At 37.5% G+C, this 12,235-nt stretch carries 16 protein-coding genes; 12 read left to right on the forward strand and 4 right to left on the reverse strand.

Features of this window, described 5'->3' with window-relative positions:
* Positions 1–502: 502 nt before the first annotated feature.
* Genes AC04NP_RS29580 through AC04NP_RS29590 form a run of 3 tightly spaced genes read right to left on the reverse strand, consistent with a single transcriptional unit; the run spans position 503 to position 3,985 of the window.
* Positions 503–1,777 (reverse strand): hypothetical protein, encoded by a 1,275-nt coding sequence (locus AC04NP_RS29580; protein WP_482863708.1) that lies wholly within the window; start codon positions 1,775–1,777, stop codon positions 503–505.
* Between the two features lie 14 nt (positions 1,778–1,791).
* Positions 1,792–3,303 (reverse strand): DUF4831 family protein, encoded by a 1,512-nt coding sequence (locus AC04NP_RS29585; RefSeq protein WP_482863709.1) that lies wholly within the window; start codon positions 3,301–3,303, stop codon positions 1,792–1,794.
* Positions 3,304–3,310: 7 nt separating this feature from the next.
* The gene (locus AC04NP_RS29590) at positions 3,311–3,985 is read right to left on the reverse strand and encodes a caspase family protein (protein ID WP_482863711.1); all 675 of its coding nucleotides are present in this window, start codon (positions 3,983–3,985) and stop codon (positions 3,311–3,313) included.
* Positions 3,986–4,455: 470 nt separating this feature from the next.
* Between AC04NP_RS29590 and AC04NP_RS29595 the strand changes: the two genes are divergently transcribed.
* The 8 genes from AC04NP_RS29595 to AC04NP_RS29630 all read left to right on the forward strand — a co-directional run bounded on the left by AC04NP_RS29595 (position 4,456) and on the right by AC04NP_RS29630 (position 9,374).
* On the forward strand, positions 4,456–4,668 hold the full coding sequence (locus AC04NP_RS29595; protein ID WP_482863712.1) for a helix-turn-helix transcriptional regulator: 213 nt from the start codon (positions 4,456–4,458) through the stop codon (positions 4,666–4,668).
* A gap of 3 nt (positions 4,669–4,671) precedes the next feature.
* Entirely contained in the window at positions 4,672–5,007 is a 336-nt protein-coding gene (locus AC04NP_RS29600) for a HipA N-terminal domain-containing protein (protein WP_482863714.1), read from the forward strand.
* Positions 5,004–6,011: a type II toxin-antitoxin system HipA family toxin gene (locus tag AC04NP_RS29605; RefSeq protein ID WP_482863715.1), complete on the forward strand. Its 1,008-nt coding sequence runs from the start codon at positions 5,004–5,006 to the stop codon at positions 6,009–6,011. Before AC04NP_RS29600 ends, AC04NP_RS29605 begins: the two co-directional genes overlap by 4 nt.
* A gap of 575 nt (positions 6,012–6,586) precedes the next feature.
* On the forward strand, positions 6,587–6,958 hold the full coding sequence (locus AC04NP_RS29610; protein WP_482863717.1) for a hypothetical protein: 372 nt from the start codon (positions 6,587–6,589) through the stop codon (positions 6,956–6,958).
* A gap of 124 nt (positions 6,959–7,082) precedes the next feature.
* On the forward strand, positions 7,083–7,247 hold the full coding sequence (tnpA, locus tag AC04NP_RS29615; RefSeq protein ID WP_482863719.1) for an IS66 family insertion sequence element accessory protein TnpA: 165 nt from the start codon (positions 7,083–7,085) through the stop codon (positions 7,245–7,247).
* Between the two features lie 65 nt (positions 7,248–7,312).
* Positions 7,313–7,453 carry a hypothetical protein gene (locus AC04NP_RS29620; RefSeq protein ID WP_482863720.1) on the forward strand — a complete coding sequence of 47 codons (141 nt, stop codon included), beginning with the start codon at positions 7,313–7,315 and terminating at the stop codon, positions 7,451–7,453.
* Between the two features lie 128 nt (positions 7,454–7,581).
* Positions 7,582–8,961, forward strand: coding sequence for an MATE family efflux transporter (locus tag AC04NP_RS29625; protein WP_482863721.1), 1,380 nt, complete (start codon positions 7,582–7,584; stop codon positions 8,959–8,961).
* Between the two features lie 68 nt (positions 8,962–9,029).
* Complete coding sequence (locus AC04NP_RS29630) at positions 9,030–9,374, forward strand: hypothetical protein (protein WP_482863722.1); 345 nt, start codon at positions 9,030–9,032, stop codon at positions 9,372–9,374.
* On the opposite strand, the gene lgt is transcribed toward AC04NP_RS29630, so the two are convergent.
* The gene (gene lgt / locus AC04NP_RS29635) at positions 9,371–10,216 is read right to left on the reverse strand and encodes a prolipoprotein diacylglyceryl transferase (protein ID WP_482863723.1); all 846 of its coding nucleotides are present in this window, start codon (positions 10,214–10,216) and stop codon (positions 9,371–9,373) included. The two genes, AC04NP_RS29630 and lgt, sit on opposite strands and share 4 nt — an antisense overlap.
* A 436-nt stretch (positions 10,217–10,652) precedes the next feature.
* Between lgt and AC04NP_RS29640 the strand changes: the two genes are divergently transcribed.
* The 4 genes from AC04NP_RS29640 (at position 10,653) to AC04NP_RS29655 (ending at position 12,213) form a co-directional block, all read left to right on the forward strand.
* On the forward strand, positions 10,653–11,147 hold the full coding sequence (locus tag AC04NP_RS29640; protein ID WP_482863724.1) for a hypothetical protein: 495 nt from the start codon (positions 10,653–10,655) through the stop codon (positions 11,145–11,147).
* Between the two features lie 40 nt (positions 11,148–11,187).
* Positions 11,188–11,472 (forward strand): hypothetical protein, encoded by a 285-nt coding sequence (locus AC04NP_RS29645; protein ID WP_482863725.1) that lies wholly within the window; start codon positions 11,188–11,190, stop codon positions 11,470–11,472.
* 107 nt (positions 11,473–11,579) lie between these two features.
* Positions 11,580–11,873: a nucleotidyltransferase family protein gene (locus AC04NP_RS29650; protein ID WP_482863726.1), complete on the forward strand. Its 294-nt coding sequence runs from the start codon at positions 11,580–11,582 to the stop codon at positions 11,871–11,873.
* Positions 11,860–12,213, forward strand: a complete 354-nt coding sequence (locus AC04NP_RS29655) for a HepT-like ribonuclease domain-containing protein (protein WP_482863727.1) — start codon at positions 11,860–11,862, stop codon at positions 12,211–12,213. Before AC04NP_RS29650 ends, AC04NP_RS29655 begins: the two co-directional genes overlap by 14 nt.
* The last annotated feature ends 22 nt before the right edge of the window (positions 12,214–12,235 follow it).

A 12,235-nucleotide genomic window follows, 5' to 3' on the forward strand; every position in this document is an offset into this window, starting at 1 on the left:
AATATGAACAGTTAATTCAAGCCGGCTCTTAACCGTAGCAGCCCTAAACAAGATATCCCGATTTAAAACTACTGAAAATTACATATTTTAGCAGAGCCCGGCTATTGATCCGGAATAAAAAAGGTATTGCTTGCCAACACTTTGTTGCCAGGTCAACATAATACCCAGATCACCACTTCATGTATAGTGAAACGAAGATCTGGAATCCCCTGACTAGAAAGGTTAAGTCCAACTTAAAAGTCTGCCTAACTTTCAATAGTGTTCGACCATAACTGCAACCAGATCCTTAGCTAAAGCAATTCACTGGATTGGTTCTTAAAGCTCAGTCCAACTCAAGCCACTGGAGTTCCCAAAAGCTTTCCAGACAAAAAATCTAAGCAAAATAATCCTTCCATACACAGGCCCACCATTCTATCAGACCTTGATCTGACCTTAAGATTCAATCCATCGGAATAAAATTGATAATATAAGAATTCGTCTTAAAAGAGACATCGTAGGAGGTTTATGGACAATTATTTAGCTTTTCTTCCAATATTTGAATTTCTTGTTCCAATTGACGTTTCTTCGTCCTCAGCCTCTCTATCTCCATATTTCCGTCCATCTGAGTTTCAAATAATTCGGCTTTGATTTTGTGAAGTTCGGCTTTATCTACCTGTCCCGATTCTGTCGCTTTTTTCAGGACGTTTCTCAATGCTACCTCCTGCTCCAGCCGCTGTTGTTGTTCCTGTTTCAATTCGCGTTTAGCAGTTTCCACATCTTTCTTAACACCCAAATTATCAATTCTGAACCTTAACAGTTGCGCAGGTATAGATACTATGGCTTTTGCAATATTAACAGGAATACTTACGAAGCCCTCAAGTGCTGAGGGATTGACCAATTCCTGGCCATAAAACTCTCCCTTATGGATTTGTATTTTCTGCTCTCTCTTTACAAATGGTGTCGTTTTAATGGGAACTGAAAAGATCTGTTTTTTATTAATCAAATCCACGTCTTTCAACACAGATTCCCCGACGTCTTCATTCTTAAAATGAATATTGTATTGCGATTTGCTTCGAAACAAGAGACCCGGTGCCTTAAATTCGCTGTCATTTGCAACCTTAAACCCTGCGTTAAATTCCCGGATTGTTTCAACTGCCTTTGCTTCAATAACAAAATCAACCTTTTTGGTTTTTATCTCATTCAGATTTTGCGTTTTAGATTCCAGCAGAATCTCCCATTCAACATTTTCTGCGCTCCCGATGGTCTCAGAAGCTGGTATTTTAAACTCTTTTTCATATTCTATAAATTCTAAAATATTATCTTTGGTTTTCAACTCAGGTTTTTTTAAAGCCCTAAACCCTGGAGTTTTTAATATTTCTGCGGGAGCACCTGCCAGCGAGGAAATGATCTCCGGAGCCTTACTATCCATTTCGAAATCCGCTGCTTTCAAAAGGCCTGATTCATCAAGAGCGATCCTGATCTTATCAGATGAAAATGGATTCAGATTATAAGCCAGGCAGTAAGACTGTGTGGTATCGGGAGCATTGACCACACTAACCTTGTAATCCTGCTGTACAAGACTTGCATCTACGAAATTACCATTATGATCGAACTCCAGTGCTATTTTAGACTTTGCCTCCACCTTAACTATACTCTCAGGTAAATAGTAAACAGCCATAATGGGGTCCTGGTATTTATCGGTCAGATATGTATAAATGACATGACGATTCCATGACAATGCCGAAACGACGAAGACCATCCCTGCCAGGGTTAAAATCAGATAAACAGACCAGTGCATATTATTCAAAGTTGCTAGGACGCAGCAGCTCCCACGGTGGTACCATCATTTTGTATAATTAACCTGATAATCTGTTCTTCGACTTCTTCCTCCACGTTATCTTCCTCAACAGTGTCTTCGGCAGACTCCGCTTCTTTAGCGGCTTCAATGACTCTTCGAAGGGAATCGGCTGCGGTGTAGATTCCCTCTATTCTCTCAGCTGTTACCTGGGCTTCCTTTACATACTTGGCAGATTTCAGGGCGCCAATGTCCTGGTAATAAACCACATCCGCCTCCTTAAAATCTTTTGGCAAATAGGCTGTTTTGCCAAACTGTGGGAAATAGATATTGTATATCTCAACCCCCTCTTTCTCCTTCTGTTGTTTGTTTTTGAATGAAGAAACAGGTTTGCCGCCATACCTAAGACTTAGCTCGTATTTGGCCGGAATATTGTAGTAGAGAAACGCATCTGTCACTAATGTGGGCCCCTCATTGTTTGAGTTATTCTGATTGCTGGTATTGGTTCCCTGATCTTCTTCGGGTTTAACAATTTCTATTCCGGCCTTTCTTACCATTCCTAAATCATAAACTTCTTCCCAAGCAAGGACAAGGGATTTAGCACCCTCGGTTTGATTGGTTCTTAAATCATCTGAAAGTGATCTCCACCTGTCGTTTGTATCCGAATCATCACTTACTATCCCATGTTTGGGATTTAGCTTTAACAATTCCATTATACCATCTTTAGGAGGTTCTTTAGGGTCGATCCGTATATTCAAATAATGAACTTTCTTGGTAATTGTGCCGACTAATGCCGTTTTGATCTGCTTCAGTTGTTTATCGATCCGGGCCAAATACGTTTCGAGGATCTCTTTATTGTTCACACCGCTTGGAGGACTCGTCAATAATCCAAGACGAGTTTCTACCAACGTATTGGCATCCTTTATCAACTGTGCTGCTCTTTTGTTTTCAAGGCAGTTAATATTACATCCTTCTTCTAATGATTCAACAGCCCCCTCACTTAACTTTAGAAAGGCCCCAGCCGTATTTGCTATCAATTCCAGCGACTTTTTAGTAATATCATATGCCTTGCTTTCCTGTGCAAATTCACCTGACTGGATGAGCCCGTCTTCTGAGAGCTTAACATTGAGGGTTTGACTTATTGTTTTGGCCTTTTTATATCCGATAGCAAACCGTTTAGCGGAATCAGGGATTGTCAGTGGTGAAAAAATGATTTTTTTATCAAGACTGAATTTTTCCTCTGGGGCTTTTGCCGGTTCCCATCCAAAGTTGGTCTTGAGTATACATTTTAGACAATCGAATTGTTCCTTTGAATTTTTAATCGATTCTTCATGGACCAATCCCGGTTTTAGAGCATTCCTGGCAACCGGTATCTGAATCTTTATTGCAGTTTTCGGTAGGGCATAATATCCGTAAATATTATATTCCATCGTGCTGGGATCGTTTACCAGGTGGTCCGGGATGGAAATAATGCTACCCGCACATCCTAAAAGCATTAATGCGGTGAGGTTAAGTAAAATCTTTTTCATAAAATCGTTATTTAAATAGTTTCCTGTTCATATCGGAATATGAAACGTTGTTGGTTTTATTCATCATGAATCGCGAAGCGATAAACATTAGTTTTAGTCGCTTTGTAAAGGTGTTATAGCTAAAGCCTTCATAGCCATTATGCCATATCAAATTCACAATACGGCGTGATAATAAACCACCGTTTGGCAATGCCCCGGCAACACCTTCGTCACGAGCACTCGCATAATGGATAATCTTAGGATAGCTATGGGTGTCTTCTTTCGACCATTCGATGACAGTCTCTGAAGAGCAACTGTCGACAATGGTGAAAATTCGTTGCGTATCGCTAAATTGCCTCAGTTGTTCATCAATTTCATCATCCGGCAAGTAGCCGTCATGGCAGACCAGTACCTGATCTTTTGCCTCATCGTCCTCACCCCTACCGTCAATTGAATTTCCATGGCCGTGAAAATAAAAGAAGCAGAATCCTTTTGGGTCCAGATTTTGTGCTGCAAAACGTAGTTCTGAAATAATATCAGCCCTTTTCGTGAATGGGCCTAGATCGCTGTAATTCGTTTTGAACACGGGCTTTAATTCCTGAATCAAATCCCGCGCTACTATTGGAACCCCAAAAGTCGCCGAATTGTCGTAATGTTCTAATCGTGTCTCTTTTACATATGAAAATATTGCGTATTGTTTCATCTAACCGAATAAAATCTTTACTCCTATATCACTGAATGACTTTCATTAAACAACACATGAATTCCTAAAGCTGTCACTTCAACCACCTTGAAGCTAGACCTGGAATTAAGTGTAAACTATGAATAACCAAAATGCTATTACATCAAATTTTAAAAAGATATCAATACCCAACCTTGGGCATTTTCCAATAACAAATGCATAGCTCTTTATTTGGTATGAGAATGTTCGAATATTGGGATAATTTACCGGTGGAGAACTTTAATTATAGTTTACAGGATTTAAGCAAAGATAAAGGCCTTTTTATGTATATGATCAAACAATATCACTACTTAGGAATAGTGCGCTAAATAGCACTATTTGAGGAATTTTATCATATTTTTGTTATTTAAATTTCCAAAAGTGCATTTTAATGCTCTTTTTTATGACAGTTCCAATTCATTGCCTATCTTTGCAATAAAAAGAGCCATATAATGCACCTACAAGAATTAGTTGAAACTCTTAAAAAGAGAAGAGAGTTGCTAGGAGTAACGCAAGAACATCTTGCCGAGCTATCAGACGTAGGGTTAAGAACGCTTAAAGCATTAGAAAGTGGCAAAAGCAACCCAACATTTGAAACGCTGACCAAGCTAGCAGAGGTGTTAGGGATGGAGTTAAAATTGGAAGTTAAACAACCAAAATTTTGATAAATGCGCAGGGCAAAAGTTTATCATAATGGTCAATTGGCAGGAATTTTAACACAGAATAATCTCAAAAGCTATGAATTTCAGTATGATGACGCCTGGTATTCTAATGATGCTTTACCTCCTATAAGCCTTACGCTGCCAAAAAACCGGAGCATGTATAAAGCTGATCATTTGTTTCCCTTTTTCTTTAACATGCTATCCGAAGGCGTAAATAGAAAGCTTCAATGCCGTCTGCTGAAAATAGATGAAAAGGACCACTTTGGCTTGTTATTGGCCACAGCTTCGAATGATACCGTTGGAGCTGTAACTGTCGTTCCTGACCAAAATGTAAATGAATGAGTCTGCCTGAGATAAAATATTGCCCGGGAACATTGGCCAAAGGTTTTGATACCTACAGTAGAACTTGTCTTAAAAAGATATTTAATGACAAAAAGGTTAGTCATGTGCTTCCTTACGACCCTCCACGATTGAATGAGGAAGATGCTGAGAGATTCATGGAAAACCGAAGACGCATTTCAATTTCTGGAGTTCAGGAAAAGCTCTCACTGATTCTGGATAAGAACAAACTGCGGCTAACCAATGAGGGAGAGCAGGGAAACTACATATTGAAGCCAATCCCAAGAGATCTTAAAAAAGTGGATCAGGTCCCTGCTAATGAGCATTTGACCATGCAAATTGCTAATCAGGTTTACAGCATCAATACAGCTGAAAACGCACTTATATTCTTTAAAAATGGTGAACCTGCATATATCACCAAGAGATTTGATGTAAAGGATAACAATACAAAGTGGGGAATTGAAGATTTTGCTACGCTAGCTGGAAAAACAGCAGAAAATGCTGGCCCGGATTTTAAGTATAAGTACAGTTATGAAGAAATTGCTGATTTAGTAAGAAAATTCGTACCAGCATATGTGGTTGAACTGGAAAAGCTTTTTGCTCTGGTGGTGTTTAATTACCTTTTTTCCAATGGAGATGCCCACCTGAAAAACTTCTCTCTCCTGGAAACACTTAATGGTGATTACATTTTAAGTCCCGCCTATGATCTGATAAATACGCGAATACATGTAGATGATACTGATTTTGCATTGGATGGCGGGTTATTCGAAGACAGCTTTGAATCAAAGGAAATGAAAAAGAATGGGCGGGTTGGCTTGGAAGATTTCCACGAATTTGCCAAAAGATTGAGAATCAAAGAAAAAAGACGGCATAAGTTGCTTGCCCCCTTTTTAAGTAGGCAACAGCTAGTCGAAAGTTTAATTCAGCAGTCATTTTTGAATGATCAAACAAAAAGAGCTTATCTTTTGCATTATCAAACAAAAAGAAACCAATTAAATGCTAGGTGAGGTTGATAATATTAAATAATTAAATGGCCTCGATTATTATGGAATACCCATCATATAAGGCAGTTCTCGAATAAACTCTGAAACCATCCCCTCTATATTGGTATTCTTTTGCGTAAAGCACCAAATAATGGAACCAATCGCAAAAAAAGACTAAAAAAATATATTCAAACCTAATCCGAGAAAAGGGAGGGTTACACATATTGACGATTCAAAAGGAGTAAAAGTTGAGGGAAGAAGCGACGGATTCAAAGTTGTGATCATTAAAAAAATAGTAGAGATTGGGCAAACAGAATAATTAAATGCATTTACAAAAGTAAGATATCACAAAGAGCCAATAATGACCGTTCCCGTAAATAGATATGCAAAAAAAGAAGAAATCAATACAAAATAACTTAAAGATAAGAGAAGTTCCAAAATGGATAATGATCCAATCACCTCATAAAATGCTTAATAATAAATATTCATTTCAAGATTGCTGGTATTTACTCCCCCACTTAAACTATATTCAACCATAAGTTCGCTATGCAATCAGGAGATTAAGCGCTATATTGTTCTAATGCATTAAGACAATTGAAATGATAGAACTTACGAAATCAGATTCAGACAATATTGATTTTATTCAAAAGGCGCAAAGTCTGGTGAATGAAATAATCGTAGACCTGAGTCCAAACGAAATTTTTCTGTTTAAAATCAACAATTGGTTTGATACTAAATGGTTGAATTTCACAGGTAAGGTGCTTGGAGCTCTTGGGACCTGGAATTATGAGCATGATCAAAGAATCCCACCATTTAGTCCGAATCGAATAATAGATCAAGGCTATTATAAAAGAGACAAACTTGGGACATACACTAAAAAAGCATTTTCGATTGAAATTCATAAAAGACAACCAGCCGAGAAGAATTTGAATAGAAGAATAGTGTCATCAGCAAATAACTTTGTACAGTAATCGGCAATTAGTAATGTATTGATTTCGGAAAATACAAATGTACATTATTGATTGCTGGTAACACTTACGGCGACAAGAGTCTTGATATATTGCGTAACCTCGATTGACTTTGTGTTCAAAAACTATGTCAGGAAAGTTCAAGCCGGAAATGTTTCCCGCCATCGCAGAATGGGAAAGAACCAGAGAAAGCTGGGAAGAGTTTTGCCAGAGATATCACCTGGCAGTGTCAACCTTCAGTTATTGGTATACGCGGTATGCCAAATCTAAGGTCAGGCCAGCTACAAACTGAGCTATGTGCAATATTCGTGTTCGCGAGTATTAAGGAAACAGTCATTAAAATGACTGATTGGCGCATTGAATCCCATAATAGAGCATACAGATTCTACCCTGGGCTGGTCTCAGCATTACTGGTCGGTGGAGGCGATTGAATCTGAAGGCGATCATTTTAATGTAGTGCAAGCGCCCTTTGTGCAGTCTTGGATGAAAAAGCTGTAATCAACTTTGTAATTACAACTAAAATAGAGAAATAAAATTAGGTATATAAATCCAATAAATTTTCTGTAATGGTTTTTATTTTGCTTTGCGTTGGGCGCACCTTTTTTCACTCTTACATAAAATAAACTATGGCTAAGCAATTGAATTCAGGACAGGATTGCACCGAGGGGAGTATCCAACGCCATCTCCTCACGCTGGCGGTTCCTATACTGATCGGTAATTCCATTCATTCCGGATATATCATTATTGATATGATCTGGGTTGGCAGATTCGTTGGAAAAGAAGCAATAGGTGCAATTGCGGTCAGCTTCCCGTTGCTTTTATTTTTTACTTCAATTGCAGCCGGTGCTACTATGGCTACCTCGATTCTGATTTCACAGTATTTTGGAGCTAAAAAATATGAACAGGTACAGAGAATTATTGGTTCATCATTCTTTTTTGCACTGATGATCAGTATTACGGTTTCCATAGCGGGGTATCTCTGGACTGATACCATTCTGAAACTCATGGGAACCCCTGCAAATATCATTCCTCTAGCTGGCCCTTATCTTAAAATGAATTTTATCGGTTTCAGTATAATGTATGCAGGGTATCTGATCATTTCTATTCTACGTGGTATCGGTGATTCCCGTACTCCACTCTATTTCATGATTGTCGGAGTAATCGTCAACGCACTTCTCGATCCAATTCTGATTATCGGTCTGGGGTGGTTTCCCCGGTTCGGACTAGTTGGAGCCGCCCTCGCCTCAATCAGTGGGCAAATTGTGGCTACCATTGTGGGCTATATCTACCTGCGAAGAAGGGGAAATATAGTTGCCACCGGGTTAAACAGTATCAAATGGGATCGTAAGATTGTCAAACAGATCTGTACAATTGGATTGCCGACAATGTTGCAATTTTCGATTTCTTCGCTCGGTATAGCGGTGGTTACATCAATAGTTAATGGATTCGGAGACGTGGCAACTGCAGCATTCGGGGTCGCTGGACGTATTAATATGGTCACTTTTTTTCCGATAATGTCGATAGGTACGGCAGTTTCAGTCATCAGCGGGCAGAATATCGGAACGAAAAAATACAACCGAGTCCGGCACACATTCAGATGGGGTTTTATACTGTCCGTTACTATAAGTGTTTTTTTTGCTGTTTTTTATCTTATAATACCTCGAACTCTTCTTTCAGTATTTGTTTCTGACCCAGAGGTAGTGTCTATCGGAGCTGTATATCTAAGGATTATAGGGCCGGCAGGAATATTTTCTGCTATTGACCTAGTAAGTAATGAGGTCATTAATGGTGCAGGGTATACCCTCATGACGCTGATATTTACCCTCGTTTCACTCGGTGCTGTCAGAGTACCGGCTGCTATATTTCTCTCAAAAACAGCACTCGGTATTGCAGGAGTATGGACGGGTATTGTGATAAGTTTGGTATCAACAATGACATTAAGCCTGATTTGGTATTTTTCTGGAAGATGGGAAAAACCGGTGATAAAAATCAATCTAATTGAGTGATTGGGATAAATCCTTTCGGTATGCCCAGATCATGTTGGATATGTAATAAAAAATAGGAAACATCATTTGTGATTAATGATGTTTCTGAAGCTTTCCTCATAGATTTCAGCGATAAGAATCCAAATGAATTCAAAAACATCATAATAGATAAAGCGGGACTCCGTGTTTGCCAAAACATACCTGAATCCATCCAAAATCTAATTTTTGCAGATGTTTATTTTGGAATAAAAGAACAGGTAATTAAACAGCAATTATTAACCCAACGGAAAACAATTAGAAAAAGAAGAAAGGAATACTTGTCTCAATTAATGATTTGTTTAAAGGCTTGTATTCATTTTACTAAATTGAAATTAACAGCTTTATCTTTTCTTTACTTCCAATCAAATGTTGTGCACCCGCTGGGAACCTACTAAATCGTGCGCTGATCTTTTTTTGTCTTCCAAAGTCCATGAATTATAAACCCAATCCCTACTAAAATGAAAGGGATGCTCAAAAGCTGCCCCATATTAAAAGTCATTTCTTCTTCAAATCTTACTTGGTCTTCTTTTACAAATTCAATTACAAATCTGGCTGTAAAAAATAAAACAGAACCAAGTCCAAAGAAGAATCCATTTTTAAGCTTATATCTCATTTTTTTGTAAAGAATCATCATAACCGTAAAAATGATAAAATAAAAAATAGCCTCGTACAATTGAGCTGGGTGTCTGGGTACGTTATCTATTCGCTCAAAAATCACACCCCAAGGTTTTGTTGTTGGAATACCGATAATTTCAGAATTCATAAAGTTTCCTAGCCTAATAAATCCAAGGCCCAATCCTATAATAACCGCAAGCAAATCAAAGGTATCAATCACTGAATGTTTTACCTTTCGAGAATAGAAATATAACGCAATCAGTACTCCTAATACACCACCATGACTTGCTAATCCTTGATATCCTGTAAACTTTATCCCACCATCAGGAGGAAAGGTGATGGGAAGAAGCATCTCTAGAGGATGTGATAAATAGTAAGCAGGCTCATAAAATAAACAGTGTCCTAATCGCGCCCCTACTATAATCCCGATCACACCAAATAATATTAATTTTTCCAGATGCTCGGATGGAATGTTTTCTCTTTTATAGATCCAACCTAAAATTTTTGTACAGATAATTATTCCACTAACAAAGAGTAATCCATAATATCTAATCGAAACTCCAAAGATGTTTACTATCTCAGGATCAGGGTTCCAGTGAATATAATTTAATATCATATCCATGTTTCAGTTTTGAATTGCTTCATGCTGTTTTGCACAATGTGATTTTTTTAAAAAACTAAAGCTAAATGAATGTAAAGCCTTCACAGATGTGCTGCAAAGAAACATAAATTTCTCGGTAATACCAGTTATAAACCTTTCTATTTAAGGGAACCTTAAAAGCGGGAAGGCTACACATACATCATATTGATATAAGTATATAAGTGGGACGGCAACCGTCGTAATCTAGTGCAACGAGAGCGAAATTATGAACACTTTATATTTGATAGGTTTATGATCTTGAACCTATTCAAATTCCATTTGACCTCTTCCTGACCTTTTCCCACTTTTGCCCGTGTCGGTTAATGGGAGGAGGTCAATAACTAAAAAAATATATTCAAACCTAATCCGAGAAAAGGGAGGGTTACACATATTGACGATTCAAAAGGCGCAAAGTTTGGTGAATGAAATAATCGTAGAACTAAGTTCAAATGAAATTTTTCTGTTTAAAATCAACAATTGGTTTGACACTAAATGGTTGAATTTCACCGGTAAGGTGCTTGGAGCTCTTGGGACCTGGAATTATGAACATAATCAAAGAATCCCACCATTTAGTCCGAATCGAATAATAGATCAAGGCTATTATAAAAGAGACAAACTTGGAACATACGCTAAAAAAGCATTTTCGATGGAAATTCATAAAAGACAACCATCTGAGAAGAATTTGAATAGAAGAATAGTTGACTTTAGTGATTCTGCTGTATTTATTTGGTATAGTTCCAATACAATTGTCAATGGGCAAGGAAGTCTTATGGTTTATCCGGTGAAAAATAAAAAATGTGACCCCTTTTATGTTGGCTTCAAGAAAAATAAAGAATGGGACATTGTGAATTCCCCTGGAAGCAATAAGAAAGCCCTTGAATTCTATCTTGAGAGGAGTAAAAACGCCCGATAATCTAGAAAGTTCTAAAAGTATCATAAAACGAATGTCAAAGTTGAAGGACAATGACAAGAAGAAAATTTTAACAGAATTCAATTCGCAAAAGCGCGAACTTAATAAAATTGTGAACAACTGGGGTTTGATACCTGATTCACCAATTGACGAATTTGATCATTTATCTAGTCAAATTTTGAGTCACTTATGGAAAGGAGCTGAGCGAAGCAAAATTCAGAGAGTCATTCAAAGTGAGATAGTCACTAGATACGGTATTGATTGTGAAATTGAAGAATCCATGACTTTCTCAAAGGAAATCTATGATTGGTGGATATACCGAAAATGAATCCCATATAATGTATTTCGCCTTTACTCATAAGTTACAACACCTTGAATACTAATTGCGAACTATATTTTTATAATTATCGTACATTTTTTTATATTGGTCCTAGTATGATATCAGAAGAGCAGAAAAATATCATTATTGAGGTTTTGCAACCTTTCAATCCGAAAATGATTGGTGTTTTTGGTTCATTTGCCCGAAATGAAAACAATCAATATAGCGATTTAGATATTCTTGTGGAGTTCCGAAAAACAGTAAATCTCTTAGATATCATTGGTGCCGAAATTAAATTATCTAAATTGCTCAATTTGAAAGTAGACCTGGTTACTAAAAAGGCTGTCCCACCAAGATTAGCACCCCATATTGATAAGGATTTACAAAGAATCTTCCATGAAGAAGGATAATCTGATCTATATACATCATATCCGTGATTGTATATGTAAGATTAATACTTATACAAAAGATGTTTCCCAGGATGATTTTTTAAATAACTCACTCGTTCATGATGCTGTTATTAGAAATTTTGAAATAATTGGTGAAGCCACCAAAAAGCTTTCTGATGACTTCAGATCCAAATACCCGGATATCGAATGGAGGAAGATTGCAGGTATGAGAGACAAACTAATTCATGATTACATTGGTGTTGATTTATGGGCGGTTTGGGCTGTTGTGACCGATATAATACCAAATTTTAACAATCAAATTGAAGAAATAATCGGCAAAGAAAATAAAAAGGAGCTATAGGTATAGATCATCCTGCCTTTTC

The sequence above is a fragment of the Agaribacillus sp. DX54 genome (genome assembly GCF_056858335.1).

Coding starts and splice junctions, on each gene's coding strand:
- AC04NP_RS29605 (WP_482863715.1), top strand. CDS start 5,004: ATGAGTCTGCCTGAGATAAAATATTGCCCGGGAACATTGGCCAAAGGT.
- AC04NP_RS29580 (WP_482863708.1), bottom strand. CDS start 1,777: ATGCACTGGTCTGTTTATCTGATTTTAACCCTGGCAGGGATGGTCTTC.
- AC04NP_RS29585 (WP_482863709.1), bottom strand. CDS start 3,303: ATGAAAAAGATTTTACTTAACCTCACCGCATTAATGCTTTTAGGATGT.
- AC04NP_RS29655 (WP_482863727.1), top strand. CDS start 11,860: ATGAAGAAGGATAATCTGATCTATATACATCATATCCGTGATTGTATA.
- AC04NP_RS29650 (WP_482863726.1), top strand. CDS start 11,580: ATGATATCAGAAGAGCAGAAAAATATCATTATTGAGGTTTTGCAACCT.
- AC04NP_RS29595 (WP_482863712.1), top strand. CDS start 4,456: ATGCACCTACAAGAATTAGTTGAAACTCTTAAAAAGAGAAGAGAGTTG.
- AC04NP_RS29610 (WP_482863717.1), top strand. CDS start 6,587: ATGATAGAACTTACGAAATCAGATTCAGACAATATTGATTTTATTCAA.
- tnpA (WP_482863719.1), top strand. CDS start 7,083: ATGTCAGGAAAGTTCAAGCCGGAAATGTTTCCCGCCATCGCAGAATGG.
- AC04NP_RS29600 (WP_482863714.1), top strand. CDS start 4,672: ATGCGCAGGGCAAAAGTTTATCATAATGGTCAATTGGCAGGAATTTTA.
- lgt (WP_482863723.1), bottom strand. CDS start 10,216: ATGGATATGATATTAAATTATATTCACTGGAACCCTGATCCTGAGATA.
- AC04NP_RS29625 (WP_482863721.1), top strand. CDS start 7,582: ATGGCTAAGCAATTGAATTCAGGACAGGATTGCACCGAGGGGAGTATC.
- AC04NP_RS29590 (WP_482863711.1), bottom strand. CDS start 3,985: ATGAAACAATACGCAATATTTTCATATGTAAAAGAGACACGATTAGAA.